The following is a 21,141-nucleotide window of genomic DNA, read 5'->3' as shown; positions in this document are numbered from 1 at the left end:
TATGCCTTGCGGGACTGACTATCTTCTTGAATTGTAGACCTCAAGGTAGAATTCTCTCCACTTTTCGGATATCCTTTCGGCGCTGTAGAACTTGGCGCCTCTTTCTGCCATGGCTGATGCCTCTTCCCGAAAGGCCCCGTCGTTCATGAGCCTTTCAAGCTGAGAAATGAAATCATCGTTGTCAGAGCCTTTGAGATAGAAATCGAAGAGCACACTCTCATATTCGGGAAGGTCCCTGAGTAGTATAGGTATGTGGCAGCTCATTGCCTCAAGGATGGTCATGGGGAAAAGCTCGTCATAGGATGGAAGGAACATGACATCCGAGAGGTTGTATAAGCTGTTCATCCTTTCATGATCCACAAGACCAAGAAAATGAACATTTGAAGGGTGTGAGCCGACAAGGTCCTTAATGATTGAATAACCTGATGAGATGACGCCGAATGAAAAATCGCCAGCCCATACGAACTCAGCGTCAGGCATTCTTCGTGCAGCCTCAACAAAATCTATGACCCCCTTCCTTTCCTGGAGCTGACCTGCGCAAAGGACTGTGAACCTGTCTTCAGGCAGTCCGAACTCTCTTCGCAATTCTCCCTTTGATGCACCAATGGGATAAAAATTCTCGGATGATACGAAGTTTGGTATGTACCGGACCCTTTTACTGTCGATGCCGTACCTGCAAATCGCCTTTATGAAATAAGGATTCACGGTTACCAGGTAATCAGCGTTCCTGTAGAACCTTATCAGGTACCAATAAAATACCTTGCGTGCAATCCAGGGAAGGTTCAGGCTCTTGTCAACGGTCTCAGGCAGGAAGTGAACATGAGCAACAGTACTTCCGTTTCTCTTGTAGATGAAGAAGCGGAGAAGATATGTGAAGTTCACTGTCTGAAAATGTGTAATGTCGCACGTCTTGTTTGTGTTGTCGTAAAACTCGAAGGTGTCTGAAAGGGTGCTCATTACAAGCTGGAGCTGCTCATCATGGGCTGAAAGCACTCCATGGCCCTTGATGGAATCTGCCTCGGACTTAATGTTAATTGTGATCACTTGCAGCACCTCCGGTTCTTGAATATGGAATATCATAGTATATTCCTCTATTTCATTATAGTACATATGGATAGGAAGAGGTACACTCCGGTTAACCCTGACCAAGATGCATTCATGAGGATTGTAAAGATACTATGATATTGAGAATTGAGCTTTTTTTGAATAGGAACTGCTTATGGAGGATATAATATTGGTGGGGGTGGGGAAATGAAGAATGCATTTAATTACGAAACTGAAATCGGGCTTATCGGGATCATGGAAGAGAATGGATACATCACTGACATTGTGTTCGGTAGTGAAGTGCCTGAAGGTGCTGTGACGGGTGAGACAATGATGATAAGGAAGGCCTTTGACCAGATTGAAGAGTATCTTTCAGGGAAAAGAAAAGTATTCGGCCTGCCATTGCTGGTTGAAGGAACAAAGTTCCAGGAGAAGGTGTGGAACGAGCTTCTGAAGATACCTTATGGTGAGACAAGGACTTACGGCCAAGTAGCCGAAGCTGTTGGCAAGCCCAAGGCGGTAAGGGCTGTAGGCGCCGCAAACAACAGGAACGCACTGCCGATCATAATCCCATGCCACAGGGTAGTGGGTTCGAAAGGGGGCCTCACTGGGTATTCAGGGGGACTGGAAGCAAAAAGGAAGCTTCTGGAGATTGAAGAGAAGAATAGGTAGAAGTGGCAAAGTAACATTCAATATTATCCACGGACGCATGAAACACCGGTGGACGGCAGGTCCAGCCGGTGTTTCTATACTTATCCGGAAGGTAGGGGATAACGAAAATAATTTAGCTGACTTTGTTCCTGGCTTTGATAAGCCTTACCCTGATGACTCCCTCTATGGATTTGAGCCTGTCCAGTGTGTCCTCGTCAACATCGTTGTCTGTATCAATTAGCGTATAAGCGTAATTACCCTTTGATTGGTTCTTCATTTCTGCTATGTTCATGCCTTTTTCAGCGAGTATCCCTGAAATCTGTCCGACCATGTTAGGTATGTTCCTGTTGCATATTGATATCCTGTCTCTTTTATCTGCAGGACCCATGCAGCACTCAGGATAGTTCACTGAATTGACTATGTTTCCATTCTCAAGGAATTCCATAGTTGCGTTTACAGCCATAATTGCGCAGTTCTCCTCTGATTCCTCAGTGGATGCTCCAAGGTGAGGTATGCATATCACATTCTTCATGTTAAGAAGGTTGTTGTTCGGGAAATCAGTGACATACGTCGATACGCTGCCAAGCTCCAGAGCTTCCTTGATGGCTGCCTCAGGAACAAGACCACCCCTTGCGAAATTCAGGAGTATGAGGCCCTTTTTCGCATTCTTCAGCCTGTCTGCTGTTATTATGTTCTTTGTCTGCTCGATGAGAGGAACATGAAGTGAAACATAATCACAGTTGTTCAGGATCATGTCAACATTCTCGACTCTCTTTACCTTGTAGCTAAGGCCCCATGCTGCGCTGACGGATATGAACGGGTCATAGCCGTAGACATCCATCTTGAGTGATGTGCACATGTTCGCAACGAGTGCGCCGATAGCTCCAAGCCCTATTATTCCAATCTTCTTTCCGGTCAGTTCCTGTCCGGTGAATCTTCCTTTTTCCTTTTCAACGACCTTTTCAGCATCAGGATTATCCTTTATGGACCTTACCCAGTCAACCGCGTCAACCACATTTCTCGATGACATCAGAAGTCCGAGAAGGACGAGCTCCTTTACTGCGTTTGCGTTGGCGCCAGGCGTGTTGCACACCACGATGCCCTTTTCAGCGTATTCTTCCGTAGGTATATTGTTGACACCGGCTCCTGCCCTGGCTATCACCTTTACGGAGTCATCAAGCTCCATTCCGTGCATGCTGTAGCTTCTGAGGAGTATACCGTCTGCCTTGCCTTCCCCTGAGAGGTCATACTCACTTGTGAAAAGCTTCATGCCTTTGTCTGAAATATTGTTCAATGTTTTTATAGCGTACATACGTCCACACCTCACACACAATTTGAATGTTTATAATTCTAATCTTTATTGACGAACATAGCAAGTACCTTTTTGAAAAGTGTACGTTATTTTTTTATCTATTTTCCTTTTGCTGTTTTCATAAGGGAATTCGTATTGGGTCGTAATGTGAAAAGAAAGCCGCCCGGGGGGTCAGCGCCGGGACGGCAAAGGGGTTTTGCGCCATGGCCGGGCTTGCCCGTTGGGGTCGCCATGGCACGCTGCAAGTGGTAACATCTATCTGAATAATTGTGAATGGCAAGAGAAAAACCGGATACATCAGGCGATGGGTCCGGTTTTCGGGCATGGGAAACAAGGGGATACCCCTTTGCATCCGTATGCTGAAAACACCCATAGCCAGGCAGTTAATGGCCGCCTCGTAGAAACTTCCCGTCCGTATCACAGGAATTATATGAGAGAATCCTTATTGTCTACATGATACTAAAAAAGTGAACGATAATCAAGATTTTTTAAAAAATGTTCGTAAATTTAACAGATTACCGTTTGACCAGCATGTTTATGTTTTCCGGTGAAAGCTTCGTTATTGTTTCTACAGCAAGGCTTACAGTCGCTTCGACGTCTTTAGGGCATGCGTAGTTGTAGTGGGTATGTACGTACCTTGATGGAATTCCAAGGACAAGCACAGGTACCGCCTTATGTGAAACATGGATCCTCCCTGCATCTGTTGAACCACGCCTCCTCACGGCCGATTGGTATGGGATGCCTGATTCCTCCGCTATGGATCTGGCATATGCTATGAATTGCGGACTGCTGACATAACTCTGGTCGAAGTGCCTTATCTGGGTGCCATTACCAAGGACACCTTGAGCCTTGTCCCTGTCGGTTAAGAAATCATCTGCAGGAGATCCTTCGAAGACTATCGCGAGGTCAGGCTTTGCAACCTTGACTGTAACCTCAGCTCCGCGCATGCCTACCTCTTCCTGGGAAGCGAAGCAGCCTACTACGTCAACATTCAGTTCCGCATCATTAAGTCTTCTGAGTGTCCCGATGATCGCGTAACAGCCCAGCCTGTTGTCGAAAGCCTTTCCCATTAGGAAACCGTTCCTTGCTGTCTCGAATGCCACATCCGGAGCGACTGGGTCACCAGGATGAATGCCGAAGCAGTCTGTTACTTCCTCCCTGTTTCGTGCCCCGACATCGATCATCATCGACTCGAAGTCAGGTACGGATGATTTCTCAGCATCAGTCATGAAGTGGGGAGGTCTTGAAGCTATTACCCCTGGTATCATTTCCCCCTTCCCGTTCCTTATGAGCACCCTGTGTGCCGGAACGTTTGAAGCGACCCATCCTCCCAGGTTGACAAAACCGATAAGGCCGTTTCCTGCAATGTACTGGACCATGAAGCCGACCTCGTCCAGATGGGCGTCTAGCATGACTATCGGTCTCGTACCGGTATTTGTCTTCAATGATGCGAACAGGTTGTTCATGGGATCGACCGAAATATCGAAATCCCTAAGAGCTTCCCTTATTACCGTAACCACATCCTCCTCAAATCCTGAAGGACCGAAGGCGTTAGATAGCCTTTCCATGAGCTTGGTATCTGACATATCATTGTCTCCTTTGGAACTTGACTGTATTTTGCATATTTTCAGTATACCACTTGGAGTTTTAAAAAAATATTTTATTAATATTTTTCAGAAAAATGTGGGAATCATTCGCTTTTTTTGTGGTGATGTGTCCCTTGAGAGTACAAATGTTTATCAATATCCGGAAAATTCAAAGAACAATTTATCGTAATGGCAAAAAATGTGAACAAAATTGATGATGTGTCAAGGAATGATGAATTGCGATATTTTTTAGGCAATATGTTGACAAAAAATTGCGGAGTTGTTAAAATGCATTCAATATCCCTTTCAAATGCGATGACGGAGACAATGCCTCTAGCAAGCAGGTTCAGAGAATCGATGGTTGGTGAGAATCGATGCTGCACTTCTGGTATAATCACTCCCGAGCATTTTCGCTGAATACTGAGTAAGCGGGAACGGTATGCCCCGTTACAGGCAAGAGTTTGATTGAACTTGATTGAGCGCTGGCTGATGCCGGCATTAGGGTGGTACCGCGGAAAGTTTTCGCCCCTGCATTTGATGTAGGGGTTTTTATTTTACCTTGAAAACATATGAGAAGAAAGGAGCGCCCGGAAGGCACGGGCTGTGTGGAACGAATGGAAAGATACGTTGTGTCGATACTGGTAGTAAATGAGCCGGGAGTTCTGTCAAGGATATCCGGACTGTTCAGCAGAAGAGGGTATAACATTGAGAGCCTTACTGTAGGAAGGACAGAAAATCCAGAGGTTTCAAGGATAACTGTCTCCCTGACCTGCGATACCTCAACGCTGGAACAGATAATCAAGCAATCGCAGAAGCTGTATGTGGTACTGGGGGTCGAGGAATTGAAGACAAAGGACAGCGTGTACAGGGAGCTGGCGCTGGTCAAGGTCAAGGCGAATGAGGAAGCAAGGTCACTGATAAGAGGCGTAGTTGATATTTTCAGGGCCAGCATAGTTGATATAGCCCCTGAGAGCCTGATCGTGGAGATCACGGGAGACGGTGACAAGATCGATGCATTCATTAAGCTTGTCGAGCCATACGGGATAATTGAAATGACAAGGACCGGACTTACGGCACTCGGAAGAGGAAGCCAGGGAATCACAGGAACAAAAGCCATCTAATAAAATTTACATAGCAAAAGAAAATAAAAGGATAACAGGAGGAAAAGAAAAATGGCGGTAATGTATTACGAGAAGGATTGCAACAGACAGGCACTTGAAGGAAAGACGGTGGCGATAATAGGCTACGGATCACAGGGACATGCGCATGCGCTTAACCTCAAGGAATCAGGAGTCAACGTAGTAGTAGGACTCTACGAGGGAAGCAAGTCCTGGAAGCTTGCAGAGGAAAACGGACTTAAGGTCGCTACGGCTTTTGATGCAGCAAAGGAAGCTGATATCATAATGATGCTCGTTCCGGATGAGAAGCAGCCTGAGATATATACCTCAAGCGTTCTGCCTAACCTTACTGCAGGAAAGAGCCTTGTGTTCGCACATGGTTTCAATATCCACTATTGCCAGATCATACCTCCTGCGGATGTTGATGTCTTCATGGCAGCTCCAAAGGGACCTGGCCACACTGTAAGAAGCCAGTTCGTTGAGGGAAGGGGAGTTCCATGCCTCATAGCCGTATATCAGGATGCGACAGGAAAGGCTAAGGAGACTGCGCTTGCTTATACACTAGGAATAGGAGGAGCAAGAGCCGGAGTGCTTGAGACAACCTTCAAGGAAGAGACAGAGACAGACCTTTTCGGAGAGCAGGCAGTACTTTGCGGAGGCGTTACAGCCCTTATGAAGGCAGGCTTCGAGACACTTGTCAATGCAGGATATCAGCCGGAGAGCGCATACTTTGAGTGCGTACATGAGATGAAGCTCATAATCGACCTTGTTGTACAGGGCGGACTCAGCTACATGAGATACTCGATATCCGACACCGCTGAATTCGGAGACTACTCAATAGGCGACAGGATAATAACAGATGAGACAAAGAAGGAAATGAAGAAGGTCCTCAATGAGATACAGGACGGAACATTCGCAAAGAACTGGATCCTGGAGAACAAGGCAAACAGACCTGCATTCCTTTCAAGAAGAAGGATAGAGCAGGACCTTCAGGTTGAGCATGTAGGCAGTGAGCTCAGAAAGATGATGAGCTGGAACAAATAGGGGTCAAAGATCCTACAACAAAAGAGGTGGCATGAATTGGACAGGAAAATCTCAGTATTCGACTCAACTTTAAGGGATGGAGCCCAGGCAGAGGGAATCTCATTCTCTGCTGAAGACAAGCTCAAGATAGTAAGGGCGCTTGACGCGATCGGAGTGGAATTCATTGAAGCCGGCAATCCTTTCTCCAATCCCAAGGACCTGGAGTTTTTCCAGAAGGTTAAGGATCTAAGGCTTGAAAATGCCAGACTCGTGGCCTTCGGGTCGACAAGAAGAAAGGACATCCTGCCTCAGGATGACGACAATTTGAAGTCGATTCTCCTTGCAGGGACAGAGCACATCGCCATATTCGGAAAATGCTGGGATTTCCATGTTACCGACATCATAAACACCACACTCGAAGAGAATCTGAGGATGATATCAGACACGATAGGATATCTGACAGAGCGGGGCAAGGAGGTATTCTTCGATGCCGAGCATTTCTTCGACGGATACAAGAACAACAGGGAATATGCCATGAAGGCATTGAAGGCGGCAAGCGATGCCGGTGCAAGGAGCCTTGTGCTTTGCGATACAAACGGCGGGTGCCTGCCTCATGAGATAGCGGAGATGACAAGGGCTGTAGTCGAAGCGTTTGATGTTCCTGTCGGTATCCATTGCCATAATGATTCAGGCTGCGCAGTCGCAAACACGCTTGCTGCTGTGGCTGAAGGCGCATCTGAGATCCAGGGGACATTCATAGGTTTTGGTGAAAGGTGCGGTAACGCCAACCTATCCACGGTAATAGCAAACCTGCAGCAAAAGATGGGCTACAGCGCGATCCCAGAGGAATCCATGGAGCGCCTGACTGAAACGGCAAGGTTCATAGGAGAGACGGCGAACATAAGCTTTGACGAGAACATGCCGTATGTTGGAAGGAATGCCTTCTCACACAAGGGAGGCATGCATATCGACGCAGCAATGAAGAACTCCAGGAGCTTCGAGCACATCGAGCCGTCAGTAATAGGGAATTCCAGAAGGTTCCTTATGTCTGAGGTTTCAGGTAGAAGCACTGTCATAAAGAACATACAGAAGATAGCGCCGAACATAAGCAAGGATTCGGAAGAGACAAGGATGATAATAAAGAGGCTCAAGGAGCTGGAGCACATGGGATACCAGTTCGAGGGAGCTGAAAGCTCCTTTGAGCTGCTGATAAGGAAACAGCTCGGCAAGTACAAGCCATTCTTCGACCTGGTGGATTTCAAGATCATCGGGGAAAGGGGACAGGAGGCAGGAGAGCACAGCGCGTATGCGATGGTGAAGATAAATGTTGAGGGTACGACCAAGATGTCTGCAGCTGAAGGCGATGGACCGGTGAACGCCCTTGACAAGGCCCTCAGGGAATGTCTGGAGAACTTCTATCCTGTATTGAAGAAGACCAGCCTAACGGACTACAAGGTAAGGGTTCTGGACTCAAGGGATGCCACTGCTTCCAAGGTAAGGGTTCTTATAAGCACTACTGATGGAGTCAACGAGTGGACTACCATAGGAGTATCAAAGGACATAATAGGCGCCAGCCTTACTGCCCTTGTGGATGCAATAGAGATAAAGCTTCTCAGGGAGCTTGAACTGAAGATCAGGAACTATATGTGACAAACGGAGGAAAACAAATGGGAATGACAATGACTCAAAAAATCCTTGCCAGCCACGCAGGCCTTGCGGAAGTGAAGGCAGGACAGCTGATCATGGCTGACCTTGACCTGGTGCTCGGCAATGACATAACTACACCTGTGGCAGTCAATGAATTTGCAAAGATGAAGACCACTGAGGTCTTTGACAAGAAGAAAATTGCTATAGTGCCTGACCACTTCGCGCCCAACAAGGACATCAAGGCTGCGGAGCAGTGCAAGTTCATAAGGGAATTCGCCCTTGACAAGAAGATAGAGAACTACTTCGAAGTGGGAGAGATGGGTATAGAGCATGCCCTCATACCTGAAAAGGGACTTGTAGTGCCTGGTGATGTTGTCATCGGCGCGGATTCCCACACCTGCACCTACGGGGCCCTTGGAGCCTTCTCGACAGGAATCGGAAGCACCGACATGGCTGCGGGAATGGCGACCGGAAAGGCCTGGTTCAAGGTGCCTGAGGCACTGAGGTTCGAGCTCACCGGTAAGCCTACCAAATGGGTAAGCGGTAAGGATGTGATACTCCATATCATCGGCATGATCGGAGTTGACGGGGCACTATACAAGTCAATGGAATTCACAGGTGAAGGCCTTAAGAACCTTTCCATGGATTCAAGGTTCACAATGGCTAACATGGCCATAGAGGCCGGTGCAAAGAACGGTATCTTCCCGGTTGACGAGAAGACGATCGAATACGTGAAGGAGCATTCTGACAGGGAATACAAGGTATTCTCAGCAGATGAGGATGCTGTATACGAGAAGGTATATGAGATAGACCTAGGGAAGGTCAGACCGACAGTCTCCTTCCCGCATCTTCCTGACAATACCAGGACTATTGATGAAGTGGGTACTGTAAAGGTAGACCAGGTGGTAATAGGCTCCTGCACAAACGGCAGGATAGAGGACATCAGGGTCGCAGCGGAAATACTGAGAGGAAAGAAGGTTGCCAAGGGAGTTAGGGTGCTTGTTTTCCCTGGAACCCAGAAGATATACCTTCAGGCCATCGAAGAAGGTCTGGTACAGGATATCGTGAAGGCTGGAGCGGCATTCTCCACTCCTACCTGCGGACCGTGCCTGGGTGGCCATATGGGAATACTCGCCAAGGGTGAGAAGGCTGTCTCGACGACAAACAGGAACTTCGTAGGCAGGATGGGACATGTCGAGTCCGAGGTATATCTTGCAAGTCCGGCTGTAGCAGCGGCATCAGCTCTGACAGGGTACATTTCGAACCCTGAGAATGTATAGGGGGTATTGGAATGTTAGCTAGAGGAAAAGTATTCAAATACGGTGATAACGTCGATACCGACGTGATAATACCGGCAAGGTATCTCAACACATCCGATGCAAAGGAGCTTGCAGCCCATTGCATGGAGGACATAGACGCTGAGTTCGGGAGTAAGGTTGAGAATGGTGACATAATCGTCGCGGACAAGAACTTCGGCTGCGGGTCCTCAAGGGAGCATGCACCGCTTGCGATAAAGACTGCTGGTGTATCCTGCGTGATAGCAAAGACCTTTGCCAGGATATTCTACAGGAATTCAATCAATATCGGGCTTCCGATACTTGAATGCGTTGAAGCCGCTGAAAAGATCGAGGGCGGAGACGTTGTCGAGGTCAACTTCGATACTGGTGTCATAACCAACGTGACAAGGGGCGAGAGCTACCAGGGACAGGCGTTCCCGGAGTTCATGCAGGAGATAATCAAGGCTGACGGCCTTGTGAACTACATAAACAACAAAGGTTGAGGAAGGCAAGGGTGTGAGATGGAAAAGAAGATAGCAGTCATAAAGGGCGATGGAATCGGACCGGATGTGGTTGAGCAGGCAATGGCAGTGCTTGACAGGGTAAGTGAAAAGCACGGGCACAAATTCGTATATACGGAGGTCCTTGCAGGCGGAGCCTCACTGGACAAATACGGCGTACCGCTGACGGATGAGACTGTCAAGGTCTGCAAGGCTAGCGACGCAGTTCTTCTTGGAGCCATGGGCGGACCCAAGTGGGATACGCTTCCAGGAAACCTGAGGCCTGAAGCAGGACTGTTAAGCATTCGAAACCAGCTCGGACTCTTTGCGAACCTCAGGCCTGCGGTGATGTACCAGGAGCTCAGTGGAGCATGTCCGCTGAAGGAATCTGTAACAGGAAGTGAAGGACTTGATTTCGTCGTAGTCAGGGAGCTGACAGGCGGAGCATATTTCGGAAAGAGGGACACTGGAAGCGATGAGAACGGAATGTGGGCTTACGATACCATGTTCTATACCGAGAATGAGATAAGAAGGATAGTCAGGGTTGGCTTTGAGCTTGCGATGAAGAGGGACAAGAGGCTTACAAGCGTTGACAAGGCCAACGTCCTGGATTCATCAAGGCTCTGGAGGAAGGTCACCCTTGAAGTGGCAAAGGATTACCCGGAGGTAAGGCTTAACCACCTGTATGTGGACAACTGCGCGATGCAGCTCGTCATAAATCCAAGGCAGTTCGATGTCATTGTGACTGAGAACCTCTTCGGAGACATAATATCAGACGAGTCGAGCATGATAACAGGATCCATAGGGATGCTCCCTTCGGCGAGCATGGGCAGTACATCCTTCGGAATGTACGAGCCGATACACGGCTCTGCTCCTGACATAGCGGGTCAGGACAAGGCAAATCCCATAGCTACTATACTTTCGGTTGCCATGATGCTTAAGCTGTCGTTCGGATTGGATGATGAGGCTGCTGAAATTGAGGCTGCTGTCAAGAAGGTTCTTGAAGAAGGCTACAGGACAGGCGACATAATGAGCGAAGGGAAGACTCTGGTAGGTACGAATGAGATGGGAAGACTTATTAGGGACAGGATCTGATAAAGGGAGGAAGTAAACTTATGAGAAGCGACAGTGTCAAGAAGGGTGCTGAAAAGGCACCTCACAGGTCACTATTCAAGGCGATGGGAATGACCGACGAGGAAATCGAACGCCCCCTTATCGGAATAGTAAGCGCAAAGAGTGAGATAGTGCCAGGTCACAAGCATCTGGATACCATAGTGGAGGCAGTAAGGACCGGTGTACTCATGTCAGGCGGCACACCCATTGTGTTTCCTGCGATAGGGGTATGTGACGGAATTTCCATGGGACACATAGGCATGAAGTATTCCCTTGTAACCCGGGAGCTGGTTGCCGATTCCGTGGAGGCAATGGCCCTCGGACACGGTTTCGACGCTCTGGTAATGGTCCCTAACTGCGACAAGGTGGTTCCTGGAATGCTCATGGCAGCTGCAAGGGTCAACATACCTACTGTATTTGTGTCTGGCGGTCCAATGCTTTCCATAAAGCACAAGGGAGTGGACTACGACCTGAGCCTCATGTTCGAGGCCGTAGGTTCATTCAAGGCAGGTAACATGACACAGGAGGAGCTTACTGAATGTGAGAATGCGGCATGTCCTACATGCGGTTCCTGTTCAGGGATGTATACTGCAAACAGCATGAACTGCCTGAGTGAGGCAATAGGAATGGCACTTCCCGGCAACGGGACCATCCCTGCAGTGTATGCTGAAAGGGAGAGGCTTGCCAAGACAGCCGGCATGAGGGTCATGGAGATGCTTGAGAGAGACATCAAGCCAAGGGACATCATGAACCAGAAGACATTCATGAATGCACTCGCGGTAGACATGGCTCTTGGATGCAGCACGAATTCAATGCTCCACCTTCCTGCAATAGCACACGAGGCAGGTGTAGACCTTAGCCTTGACCTTGCAAATGAAGTGTCCGCAAGGACTCCTAACCTATGCAAACTGGCTCCTGCAGGTCCATACCACATGCAGGACCTGCAGGCTGCAGGGGGAGTCCATGCTGTGATGAGGGAGCTCGCTTCAAGGGGTCTCGTTGACACAAGCAATATCACAGTCACGGGCAAGACGCTTGAAGAGAACCTGAAAGGCGTGAAGATACTCGACAGGACCATAATAAGGCCGATTGACAACCCTTACAGCACCTATGGCGGAATAGCTGTACTAAAGGGCAATGTCGCCCAGGAAGGCTGTGTGGTCAAGAAGTCGGCAGTAAGTCCTGAGATGCTGGTGCATTCGGGACCATGCAGGGTATTTGACTCAGAGGATGAGGCGATAGAAGCCATATATGGCGGCAAGATAGTCAAGGGTGATGTTGTAGTCATAAGATATGAGGGCCCTAAGGGCGGACCAGGAATGAGAGAAATGCTTGCACCTACTTCAGCGATAGTTGGAATGGGACTTGACAGCGATGTGGCTCTGATAACCGATGGAAGGTTCAGCGGAGCGACAAGGGGAGCTGCAATCGGGCATATCTCACCGGAAGCTGCACTTGGTGGTAATATTGGACTTCTCCGTGAAGGGGATATCCTGGAAATCGATATGGTAAAGGGTGCTATAAACGCGAGACTTACGGATGAGGAATTCGCGAAGAGGCGTGAGACCCACAAGATACTGGAACCAAAGATCAGGACAGGCGTCCTCGCAAGGTATGCCAAGCTTGTCACATCGGCAAGCAAGGGAGCCGTGCTGAGTGCCGATTAAAGGAGTAGATTATTATGATGCTAACAGGCGCACAGATAGTTATAGAGTGTCTGAAAGAACAGGGGGTCGACACTGTATTCGGGTTCCCTGGAGGAACCATCCTCAACATATATGATGAGCTGTACAAGCACAGCAGTGAAATCAGACATTACCTGACCTCCCATGAGCAGGGTGCTGCCCATGCCGCTGACGGGTATGCCAGGTCTACCGGCAAGGTAGGCGTGTGCCTGGCGACATCTGGACCGGGTGCTACTAACCTTGTTACAGGAATCGCAACTGCATACATGGATTCGACTCCTATGGTTGCGATAACCGCCAACGTGCCAACTAACCTCATCGGCAAGGACAGTTTCCAGGAGATAGACATCTGCGGAGTTACCATGCCGATAACAAAGCATAATTTCCTGGTAAAGGACATAAATGACCTTGCAAGGACGCTCAGGGAAGCCTTCCATATCGCAAAAAGCGGCAGACCTGGTCCTGTACTTGTGGATATCCCGAAGGATATCACTGCACAGAAGACTGACTACAAATATGAGGAGCCAAAGAAGGTATTCAAGACAACAGAGCCTTTGAACCAGTTTGACCTGGATAATGCAGCGGACCTCCTGATGAATGCGAAGAAGCCTTTCATCATGGTTGGCGGCGGAGCAGTAATGTCCCAGGCTGAGAAGGAGCTTTTGGAGTTCGCGAAGAAGCTCGATGCACCGGTCACCTGCAGTCTCATGGGAACTGGAGCCTTCCCGGGGGAGGATCCGCTCTACACTGGAATGATCGGAATGCATGGCTCCAAGGCTTCAAACATAGGGATAACAAGATGTGACCTGCTTGTGGTGGTAGGAGCCAGATTCAGCGACAGGGTAATAGGACGTGCGGATACCTTCGCAAAGAAGGCTGACATTCTTCATATTGACATTGACCCTGCTGAAATCAACAAGAACATTGCATCTGACCACTTCGTGGTAGGCGACATCAGGGAAGTCCTTGGTGCGCTCAATGAAAAGATCGAGCAGATGGACCACAGTGAATGGATGGAAGAGGTTGAATGCCTGAAGGAGAAATTCCCGCTCAAGGTCGGAGATGGATTAACCGGACAGTTTGTAATAGAGAAGCTGTACGAGATCACAAACGGCGACGCTCTTGTGTGCACCGAAGTCGGACAGCACCAGATGTGGGCTGCGCAGTATTACAAGTTCAAGAAGCCTAGGCAGCTCATAACATCAGGAGGGCTTGGGACCATGGGATTCGGAATGGGAGCGGCGATAGGAACAAAGCTTGGAAATCCCGACAAGACAGTCCTTAACATAGCTGGAGACGGCTGCTTCAGGATGAACCTGAACGAGCTCATAACCGCTGTAAAGTATGACATTCCAATAGTTGTTGTCGTAATCAACAACCAGGTGCTTGGAATGGTAAGGCAATGGCAGACACTGTTCTATGATGAGAGATATTCCTATACGGACCTCGGACCGGGGATAGATTATGTCAAGCTCTGCGAGGCCTTCGGGGCTGTAGGCTTCAACCTTGAAAGAAAGGAAGATGCCGATGAGGTGCTGAGGAAAGCTCTCGCGACAGGCAGGCCAACGGTCGTGAATTGTGTCATTGACAAGGACTTCAAGGTATTCCCGATGGTTCCTCCGGGAAAGAGCATAGATGAGCTCATATTGGACTAAATGACATATTGGCAATAAAAGTGATTGGAATTAGCACTTTGTTATGGGTGCATGCTTGAACCTATGACAATGTTAACAAATGCACAATAATTTGCCAAATGGTTAAAAAGAGTGTTGACTTATTTTGAGAATCAAGGTAAAGTATCAATAATATCAAAAAGGTTGTGACGGAGAAAAAACTCCACATCTTCTCTGCAGAGATCCGGCGTTTGCTGAAAGCCGGAGTGAAGACTGGAACATAACTCACTCCTGAACTGAAAGGGTGAACACAGAAGTAGCTCTTTACGGCATGTGCATACGTTACAATGCACGGGATTAGGGAATTTCCCCGATCTGACAGAGGCTCCCTATAGGGGGCGAACCAGGATGGTACCACGGTATATCACCCGTTCCTGGGATACAAGAAATTGTGTCCCAGGAGCGGGTTTTTTGTTTACAAGCAAGTGGAGAAGGAGGCATCGATAACCATCATCTGTAAGGATCGAACTCAAGAAAACAAAATATAATAATTTAATAACAGGGATATAAAAACATTTCGCAACATGCAGCACAGGAAGGCAATACCGGCAAAGGCCGGATAAGTAAATGGAACAGATAATAAACTGAGGGTAAAGGACAGGAACCATAATTTAACAACTGAAGCAGGAATCATAATTTAGCAACTAAAGTCAAATCATGGAGGTATGAGATGGAGAAGATGATAAGAATATTCGATACGACATTGAGGGATGGAGAACAGTCACCAGGCTGCAGCATGAACCTTGAAGAGAAGATAGTGATGGCGAAGCAGCTTGAAGCCTTGAAGGTCGATATCATCGAGGCAGGATTCGCCATAGCATCTCCCGGGGATTTCAGGTCGGTGAAGGAAATAGCCAGGGTAATAAAGGACTCCGCTGTGGCTTCGCTCTCGAGGACACTCGAGAAGGACATCTGGAGCTCCTATGAGGCACTGAAGGATGCAGTTAGTCCAAGGATACATACGTTCATAGCTACATCGGACATACATATGAAATACAAGCTGAAGCAGACTCCGGACGAGGTCGTCGAGAGCGCGGTGGCAGGCGTGAAATACGCAAAGAGATTCATAAGCGATGTTGAGTTCTCCTGTGAGGATGCGACAAGGTCAAGGAAGGAGTTCCTTTACAGGATAATAAGGGATGTCATTGATGCCGGAGCTACAGTCATTAACATACCGGATACGGTAGGATATGCCACTCCATTCGAGATGTTCAACCTTGTGAAGGATGTAAGGGAAAACGTGCCGAACATCCACAAGGCTCAAATCTCAGTCCACTGCCACAACGACCTTGGATTAGGTGTGGCAAACTCGCTTTATGCGGTACTTGCCGGAGCTGACCAGGTGGAATGCACAATGAACGGCATAGGAGAAAGGGCAGGCAACGCATCCCTTGAGGAAATCGTAATGGCTCTCGCTACAAGAAGGGATTACTACAATGCGATAACAAGGCTCGACACCACACAGATCATGAAGGCGAGCAAACTCCTGACTTCCATAACAGGAGTCGCAGTACAGCCCAATAAGGCTATAGTCGGAGCTAATGCGTTTTCCCACGAGGCTGGTATCCATCAGCACGGAATGCTTGAGAACAGGAGCACCTATGAGATAATGACTCCTGAGTCTGTAGGACTCAATGTCTCCAAGATGGTGCTTGGAAAGCATTCAGGAAGGCATGCATTCAAGGACAGGATTGTATCATTGGGCTATGAGCTCAGCGATGAGGAGATTGACGCAGCTTTCAAGGAATTCAAGATCCTTGCAGACAAGAAGAAGCAGGTTTTCGATGAGGATATCGTGTCAATAATCGAAAGGGACGACCAGAACGACCAGGAATTCACGCTTGAGAAGTTCGACATAGTCAGCAGGAAGGACAGACCTTCAGAGGCAACCATATGGGTCAGGAAACAGAATGAGTCAATGGAAGCGGTGGAGAATGGCGACGGACCTGTGGATGCTTCCTTCAAGGCTGTGGAGAAGATTGTCGGAAAGGAAATAGAGCTTCTTGACTATACTCTGCACAGCATCACAGAAGGCCAGGATGCCATGGGCAAGGCTACAGTAAAGATAAAGTCAGGCGAGTATACCTACAATGGAAAGGGCGTCAGCACCGATGTCGTGGAAGCGAGCATCAAGGCGTTCATAGATGCCATTAACAGATCAATGAAAAACGGGAAGAAGCATGAGGAGCGAATGACGATTTAGCTTGTTCCGGGCTTATGGCCATTTATATTGAAACATTGGATAGTGAAGGACAAAGGACAAACCAGGCTTAATGCCAGTGAAAAACATAAGATACTGAAGAACAAAAGAAAAAGAAAATCCTCTTATGAACAGAGGACCCGTCTTCAATCAGACGGGTCCTCGTAAATTCAAAGAAATATGGATAATATTGGAACAGTTATCAGTGAAAGCATGGTCGTCGTGAATACTATCTTGGAACCGAAACTGAAATCAGCCCCGTATTTTTCTGCAAGTATGGCAGTTGTGCTGCCTACTGGCATTCCTGTGAGGAGTACGGTCACTGCAGTTACCAGAGGGTCAGTTCCGACTACCTTGAGCACTGCAAGGACGACTCCTGGTATCAGGATGAGCCTCAGTAATGTCATGAAAGCAACATCCTTGTCCAGCAGGTCACGGACACTTATTTCAGCAAGGATAGTACCGATAAGGATCATTGACATGGGCATTGTGGCATTGCCTACGCTCTTGAGCGCTGTTGAAAGGCTGGGGTGTATGGGTACCTGAAGGAGCATCCTTGCGGCACCGAGCTCCACGGCGATTATACCTGGATTGAGGATGACATTCCTCATCTTTGTCTTGAAATCAGCCTCAGTGAACAGGGAGATTCCTGCCGACCACATGAGGACCCTAAGAGGGATGATGTATATGGATGCATAGAAGAGACCAAGCTCTCCATATGCATAATAGATCATAGGCATTCCTGCGAAGGCGGAATTGCTGATCAGGGTACCGTACTGCAGTATGCTCCTCCTTCTATAAGGATAGTTCCTGAAGAGCACCTTTCCAAGGATATAAGAGAAGATAGCCACTATGAATGAAATCATAAGAAGCAGCATCGTTGATCTCAGCTGCTCGCTGGTCAGCTTTTCAGAGAACGACATGAAGATCATGCACGGGAGGAGTATGTAGATGACAAAGTTAGTGTAGCTGGGCCTTGTCTCAGGTGTGATGATCTTGACCTTTCTGGCAATGAAGCCCACAATCAGATATACAAGCAACACTCCCTGTATCTCCGCCATCTTTAGAAAACCTTCCATAATCTTCCCCCTTGCTGCTGCTATTATTAATTGTATCACTTTGAGGAGTGCAGACAAGTTTTATTATGTCAAATAGTCTGGATTTATGACAATCAGGCATAATGCTTATGAATATAGTCAAGGAAGTGATTGCTATGATCTGCATTACAGGAGACGTACATGGTTGGGAGTGGAGATTCGATGAGGAGAGGTGTCCTTATCTCAAGGAGCTGGGGACAGGTGATTTTCTGATAGTTGCCGGTGATTTTGGATTCGTGTTCCTGAATGATGAAAGGGAAAGGAAGTTCCTTGATGTTCTTGCAAAGCTACCATACACAGTTCTTTTCGTAGATGGTAACCATGAGAACTTCGATACGCTTTTCAAATATCCGCTTGAAAAGTGGAATGGAGGAAAGGTGCATTTCATCAGGGAAAATGTAATCCATCTTATGAGGGGACAGGTATATGAAATAGAAGGCAGGAAGTTCTTCACATTTGGAGGAGGCTACAGTATAGACAAATACCTGAGAAGGGAAGGCGTATCCTGGTGGAAGGAGGAAATGCCGAGCCTAAGTGAATATGAGGAAGGCATGAGAAACCTTGAAAGAAATGGCTTCAATGTGGACTACATCATAACCCATGCCGCTCCAGAGTCAGTGATGAACATGATATTCCCGAACCACGATCCGGAGAAGGAGCTGAACCTTTATCTTGAAAGGGTGAAACAGCAAACTGAGTTCAGGCACTGGTATTTTGCCCATCTACATATGGAGGAGGATTACCCCGGTAACTTCACCATGCTTTATACCAATGGAGTCTATATTGAATAGTGTTCATGTCGATCAGCGGTCAAGGAAGAGCATCGTGGGAAATATGCGTTCCATGACCTCGTCAGGGAACACCCTGTCAAGATGAGCCTCAATGGAGGTTGAAGGAAGCTTCCCGAAATGCCTCTCCGAATACCTTGCTACGGCAAGACTTGTGACAAGCATGTCAGCAGAGATAAGGGCACAAAATAGGAATGTGGCGATGTATGAAGTCTTTTTGTCCAGACTGTCATATATCCTGCAGATCATGGGATACACCTTGTACACGATCAGCATGGCAAATAAACCCCATACCATTGAATAGAGAAGGTCTGTCCTACCTGTGCCTATGCTCAGCATATGTGATGAGTAGTCCCAGGAGTAGCTTCCGAGGATATTTTCCTGAATGATACTAGCGGAAATTTCGAATATCGAACCGGTTGCGCTATAGAAAAGAAACTGGGCAACAGGTGCGCTGTTCCTCACGAATCTGTAAAGAAGGACGGAAAGGAGAGCCCCTATCCCGTAGATCTGAGAGAACGGGCCATAGATAAGGCCGGCTTTGCTCTGAAATGATCCAAACTCCAAAAAGGCAATCAAAGTTTCGAACATGTATCCAATCAGGCAGAAAACTAGAAAAAGCCAGAACAGGTAGCCAAAGGCAAGCTTATCGGAACGGACTTCACGCCTGGAACCGGAAATCCTGCTTAATGTTCCATTTAGCTTCAAGGTTCTCATCTTAATCATCTCCTGATACGCTGATGGCCTATCTTCACCTTGAGAATAATCCGGATGCGGATTAAAATCAACGTATTTACGATGACAAACATGAGTATAAAATATAAATATTTATTAGTATCGAGGTCTGAGTTATCGGGTGTCGAGATAGATCAAAATGAAAGTTCGAGAATGGTATTTGATAATGCTGAAATATTTCCTGTAAACATATTCACAAAATCTTTTCGATGTGTTACTATAATCACATAATTTGAAATGAGATGAGGTTTATGGATCGGACTGGAAGAGTACAGTCAATTGACAGAGCTGTAATGGTATTGAAATGTTTCTCTGAAAAAGAGAAGGAACTCTCACTTGCAGAGATAGCTGAAAGGCTTGACATAAATAAGAGCACTATTCATGGAATAATCAGCACGCTAAAATATCATGGGTTGATTGCTCAGGATGAGCGAAGCCAAAAGTACCGGTTAGGGCTTGGCTTGATGGAACTTGGAGCGATAGTGTCAAATAGTATGGATGTTAATGAAATTGCAGAACCATACCTTGCTGATTTGTGCAATAAGCTTGAAGAGACAGTACACATGTGCCTGTTAGATGACAAAGATGTCGTATATATTGGGAAAAAGGAATCGAATCAGTCAATTAGAATCATTACGAAGATAGGCTCAAGGATACCAGCTTACTGTACAGGCGTCGGGAAGGCTATACTTGCTAACTTGGAACATGATGAAGCAGAAAGGCATCTTCCTGAGAACCTTGACAAGAAAGCACCGAAAACAGTGACGGATAAAAAGGAACTTGCAATAGAACTGAGTAAAATCAAGTCAAGGGGATACTCAATTGATGATGAAGAATATACTCAGGGTCTATATTGCGTAGCTGCACCAATATTCGATAGGTTTGGGAATGTCAAGTATGCTATAAGCACTTCCGGACCGACAATAAGGATGACAGATGCCAAAAAGGACAGTGCAATAAAGCTTGTAACTGAAGCAGCAAAAGAAATTTCAAGGAAGTTAGGTTATGAAGGATAGTTAAGTGCAGAAATGCACTTAATTATACAATATAAACGAGAATGGCATTCAGCAATGCTGAATAAATTCTTTAAGTTATTGGATTAGCTGGTGAAGGTATATAAAATACAATCAAATCACCGCTTTGGTTTCATGGTACAAATGAAAGATTCATGGGACTCGGGGCCTGGAATAATATTTCACATGACTGAATGGACAATGAAAATACTATTTTGATTTTGCTTTTTATGATACAATTACGAAGTTTGGTAAACGGTTTAACATAGGGGTAGCAGCCCCATAAATTATTTCCATAATTCAAAATGGCATTCAGCAATGCCGAAAGGGATGAAAATGAACGATATTAGGGACACTATTTTCAAAGGGATTTTTGATCGCAAAATTACAGCTACAATAACAGCTGAGAAAGGTGGATGTCTTTCAGGTATAGATGAGGCTGTAAAAGCTGCTTTGGAAATTGGCATCGAAATTGGATTCTACAAAAATGAAGGGGATGAACTTAATCCTGGTGACAAGATAGCCTGGGTATCAGGAAGTCCCAAGCAGATTACGGTTGCCGAAGATAGAATTATCGGTTGCATGTCCAAATTTTCAGGAATAGCGACCGCTGCGAGAAGAGCAGTAAGTTTAGCTGACGGGCGGATAAGAATTGTTTCAGGATCATTAAAAGCAAAAT

Annotated in this window: 17 protein-coding genes, 1 pseudogene, 1 riboswitch and 2 other annotated features; of the genes and pseudogenes, 13 read left to right on the top strand and 5 right to left on the bottom strand. The window is 47.0% G+C overall.

What is annotated here, in order from left to right:
* Nucleotides 1-18: 18 nt before the first annotated feature.
* Entirely contained in the window at nucleotides 19-1,044 is a 1,026-nt protein-coding gene (locus T472_RS10945; RefSeq protein WP_040907405.1) for a glycosyltransferase family 4 protein, read from the bottom strand.
* 207 nt (nucleotides 1,045-1,251) lie between these two features.
* Between T472_RS10945 and T472_RS10940 the strand changes: the two genes are divergently transcribed.
* Nucleotides 1,252-1,716, top strand: coding sequence for a methylated-DNA--[protein]-cysteine S-methyltransferase (locus T472_RS10940; protein ID WP_023383365.1), 465 nt, complete (start codon nucleotides 1,252-1,254; stop codon nucleotides 1,714-1,716).
* Nucleotides 1,717-1,828: 112 nt separating this feature from the next.
* Here T472_RS10940 and T472_RS10935 read toward each other — a convergent pair whose 3' ends face one another.
* Both T472_RS10935 and T472_RS10930 read right to left on the bottom strand, forming a co-directional pair.
* The gene (locus T472_RS10935; protein ID WP_023383366.1) at nucleotides 1,829-3,007 is read right to left on the bottom strand and encodes a phosphoglycerate dehydrogenase; all 1,179 of its coding nucleotides are present in this window, start codon (nucleotides 3,005-3,007) and stop codon (nucleotides 1,829-1,831) included.
* Nucleotides 3,008-3,359: 352 nt separating this feature from the next.
* Nucleotides 3,360-3,461, bottom strand: a riboswitch (purine riboswitch).
* Between the two features lie 61 nt (nucleotides 3,462-3,522).
* Nucleotides 3,523-4,593, bottom strand: a complete 1,071-nt coding sequence (locus T472_RS10930) for a M42 family metallopeptidase (protein WP_023383367.1) — start codon at nucleotides 4,591-4,593, stop codon at nucleotides 3,523-3,525.
* A gap of 306 nt (nucleotides 4,594-4,899) precedes the next feature.
* Nucleotides 4,900-5,126: a binding site (T-box leader), on the top strand.
* A gap of 81 nt (nucleotides 5,127-5,207) precedes the next feature.
* On the opposite strand from T472_RS10930, the gene ilvN reads away from it, so the two are divergent.
* From ilvN to T472_RS10885, 9 genes are all read left to right on the top strand, one after another.
* On the top strand, nucleotides 5,208-5,714 hold the full coding sequence (gene ilvN / locus T472_RS10925; RefSeq protein ID WP_023383368.1) for an acetolactate synthase small subunit: 507 nt from the start codon (nucleotides 5,208-5,210) through the stop codon (nucleotides 5,712-5,714).
* 51 nt (nucleotides 5,715-5,765) lie between these two features.
* Entirely contained in the window at nucleotides 5,766-6,755 is a 990-nt protein-coding gene (gene ilvC, locus T472_RS10920; protein WP_023383369.1) for a ketol-acid reductoisomerase, read from the top strand.
* 36 nt (nucleotides 6,756-6,791) lie between these two features.
* Nucleotides 6,792-8,384 (top strand): citramalate synthase, encoded by a 1,593-nt coding sequence (gene cimA, locus T472_RS10915; RefSeq protein ID WP_023383370.1) that lies wholly within the window; start codon nucleotides 6,792-6,794, stop codon nucleotides 8,382-8,384.
* Nucleotides 8,385-8,401: 17 nt separating this feature from the next.
* Nucleotides 8,402-9,661 carry a 3-isopropylmalate dehydratase large subunit gene (gene leuC / locus T472_RS10910; RefSeq protein ID WP_023383371.1) on the top strand — a complete coding sequence of 420 codons (1,260 nt, stop codon included), beginning with the start codon at nucleotides 8,402-8,404 and terminating at the stop codon, nucleotides 9,659-9,661.
* An 11-nt stretch (nucleotides 9,662-9,672) separates the two neighbouring features.
* The gene (gene leuD / locus T472_RS10905; protein WP_023383372.1) at nucleotides 9,673-10,161 is read left to right on the top strand and encodes a 3-isopropylmalate dehydratase small subunit; all 489 of its coding nucleotides are present in this window, start codon (nucleotides 9,673-9,675) and stop codon (nucleotides 10,159-10,161) included.
* Between the two features lie 18 nt (nucleotides 10,162-10,179).
* Nucleotides 10,180-11,253 (top strand): 3-isopropylmalate dehydrogenase, encoded by a 1,074-nt coding sequence (gene leuB, locus T472_RS10900; RefSeq protein WP_023383373.1) that lies wholly within the window; start codon nucleotides 10,180-10,182, stop codon nucleotides 11,251-11,253.
* Between the two features lie 20 nt (nucleotides 11,254-11,273).
* A complete protein-coding gene (ilvD, locus tag T472_RS10895) occupies nucleotides 11,274-12,938 on the top strand; it encodes a dihydroxy-acid dehydratase (RefSeq protein ID WP_023383374.1) in 1,665 nt (554 codons plus the stop codon).
* Nucleotides 12,939-12,949: 11 nt separating this feature from the next.
* The gene (gene ilvB / locus T472_RS10890) at nucleotides 12,950-14,611 is read left to right on the top strand and encodes a biosynthetic-type acetolactate synthase large subunit (protein ID WP_341372050.1); all 1,662 of its coding nucleotides are present in this window, start codon (nucleotides 12,950-12,952) and stop codon (nucleotides 14,609-14,611) included.
* Between the two features lie 155 nt (nucleotides 14,612-14,766).
* Nucleotides 14,767-15,008: a binding site (T-box leader), on the top strand.
* Nucleotides 15,009-15,299: 291 nt separating this feature from the next.
* Nucleotides 15,300-16,832 carry a 2-isopropylmalate synthase gene (locus T472_RS10885; RefSeq protein WP_023383376.1) on the top strand — a complete coding sequence of 511 codons (1,533 nt, stop codon included), beginning with the start codon at nucleotides 15,300-15,302 and terminating at the stop codon, nucleotides 16,830-16,832.
* A 167-nt stretch (nucleotides 16,833-16,999) separates the two neighbouring features.
* Here T472_RS10885 and T472_RS10880 read toward each other — a convergent pair whose 3' ends face one another.
* On the bottom strand, nucleotides 17,000-17,908 hold the full coding sequence (locus tag T472_RS10880) for an AEC family transporter (protein ID WP_023383377.1): 909 nt from the start codon (nucleotides 17,906-17,908) through the stop codon (nucleotides 17,000-17,002).
* 107 nt (nucleotides 17,909-18,015) lie between these two features.
* Here T472_RS10880 and T472_RS10875 point away from each other — a divergent pair, with 107 nt between their 5' ends.
* Entirely contained in the window at nucleotides 18,016-18,717 is a 702-nt protein-coding gene (locus T472_RS10875) for a metallophosphoesterase family protein (protein WP_242864797.1), read from the top strand.
* A gap of 12 nt (nucleotides 18,718-18,729) precedes the next feature.
* Here the strand turns inward: T472_RS10875 and T472_RS10870 are convergent, their stop codons facing one another.
* On the bottom strand, nucleotides 18,730-19,431 hold the full coding sequence (locus T472_RS10870; protein ID WP_023383379.1) for a putative ABC transporter permease: 702 nt from the start codon (nucleotides 19,429-19,431) through the stop codon (nucleotides 18,730-18,732).
* Nucleotides 19,432-19,700: 269 nt separating this feature from the next.
* Here T472_RS10870 and T472_RS10865 point away from each other — a divergent pair, with 269 nt between their 5' ends.
* Both T472_RS10865 and T472_RS10860 read left to right on the top strand, forming a co-directional pair.
* On the top strand, nucleotides 19,701-20,465 hold the full coding sequence (locus T472_RS10865) for an IclR family transcriptional regulator (RefSeq protein WP_023383380.1): 765 nt from the start codon (nucleotides 19,701-19,703) through the stop codon (nucleotides 20,463-20,465).
* A 333-nt stretch (nucleotides 20,466-20,798) separates the two neighbouring features.
* Nucleotides 20,799-21,141: pseudogene (locus tag T472_RS10860) on the top strand (quinolinate phosphoribosyl transferase); the annotation flags it as partial.

It is taken from the genome of Youngiibacter fragilis 232.1, assembly GCF_000495435.3.
GTDB classification, from domain to species: Bacteria; Bacillota; Clostridia; order Clostridiales; family Clostridiaceae; genus Youngiibacter; species Youngiibacter fragilis.
This window is presented reverse-complemented; position numbering and strand designations above follow the sequence as displayed.

Coding starts and splice junctions, on each gene's coding strand:
- T472_RS10940 (WP_023383365.1), top strand. CDS start 1,252: ATGAAGAATGCATTTAATTACGAAACTGAAATCGGGCTTATCGGGATC.
- T472_RS10935 (WP_023383366.1), bottom strand. CDS start 3,007: ATGTACGCTATAAAAACATTGAACAATATTTCAGACAAAGGCATGAAG.
- T472_RS10930 (WP_023383367.1), bottom strand. CDS start 4,593: ATGTCAGATACCAAGCTCATGGAAAGGCTATCTAACGCCTTCGGTCCT.
- ilvN (WP_023383368.1), top strand. CDS start 5,208: ATGGAAAGATACGTTGTGTCGATACTGGTAGTAAATGAGCCGGGAGTT.
- ilvC (WP_023383369.1), top strand. CDS start 5,766: ATGGCGGTAATGTATTACGAGAAGGATTGCAACAGACAGGCACTTGAA.
- leuC (WP_023383371.1), top strand. CDS start 8,402: ATGGGAATGACAATGACTCAAAAAATCCTTGCCAGCCACGCAGGCCTT.
- leuD (WP_023383372.1), top strand. CDS start 9,673: ATGTTAGCTAGAGGAAAAGTATTCAAATACGGTGATAACGTCGATACC.
- leuB (WP_023383373.1), top strand. CDS start 10,180: ATGGAAAAGAAGATAGCAGTCATAAAGGGCGATGGAATCGGACCGGAT.
- ilvD (WP_023383374.1), top strand. CDS start 11,274: ATGAGAAGCGACAGTGTCAAGAAGGGTGCTGAAAAGGCACCTCACAGG.
- T472_RS10885 (WP_023383376.1), top strand. CDS start 15,300: ATGGAGAAGATGATAAGAATATTCGATACGACATTGAGGGATGGAGAA.
- T472_RS10880 (WP_023383377.1), bottom strand. CDS start 17,908: ATGGAAGGTTTTCTAAAGATGGCGGAGATACAGGGAGTGTTGCTTGTA.
- T472_RS10875 (WP_242864797.1), top strand. CDS start 18,016: ATGAATATAGTCAAGGAAGTGATTGCTATGATCTGCATTACAGGAGAC.
- T472_RS10870 (WP_023383379.1), bottom strand. CDS start 19,431: ATGAGAACCTTGAAGCTAAATGGAACATTAAGCAGGATTTCCGGTTCC.
- T472_RS10865 (WP_023383380.1), top strand. CDS start 19,701: ATGGATCGGACTGGAAGAGTACAGTCAATTGACAGAGCTGTAATGGTA.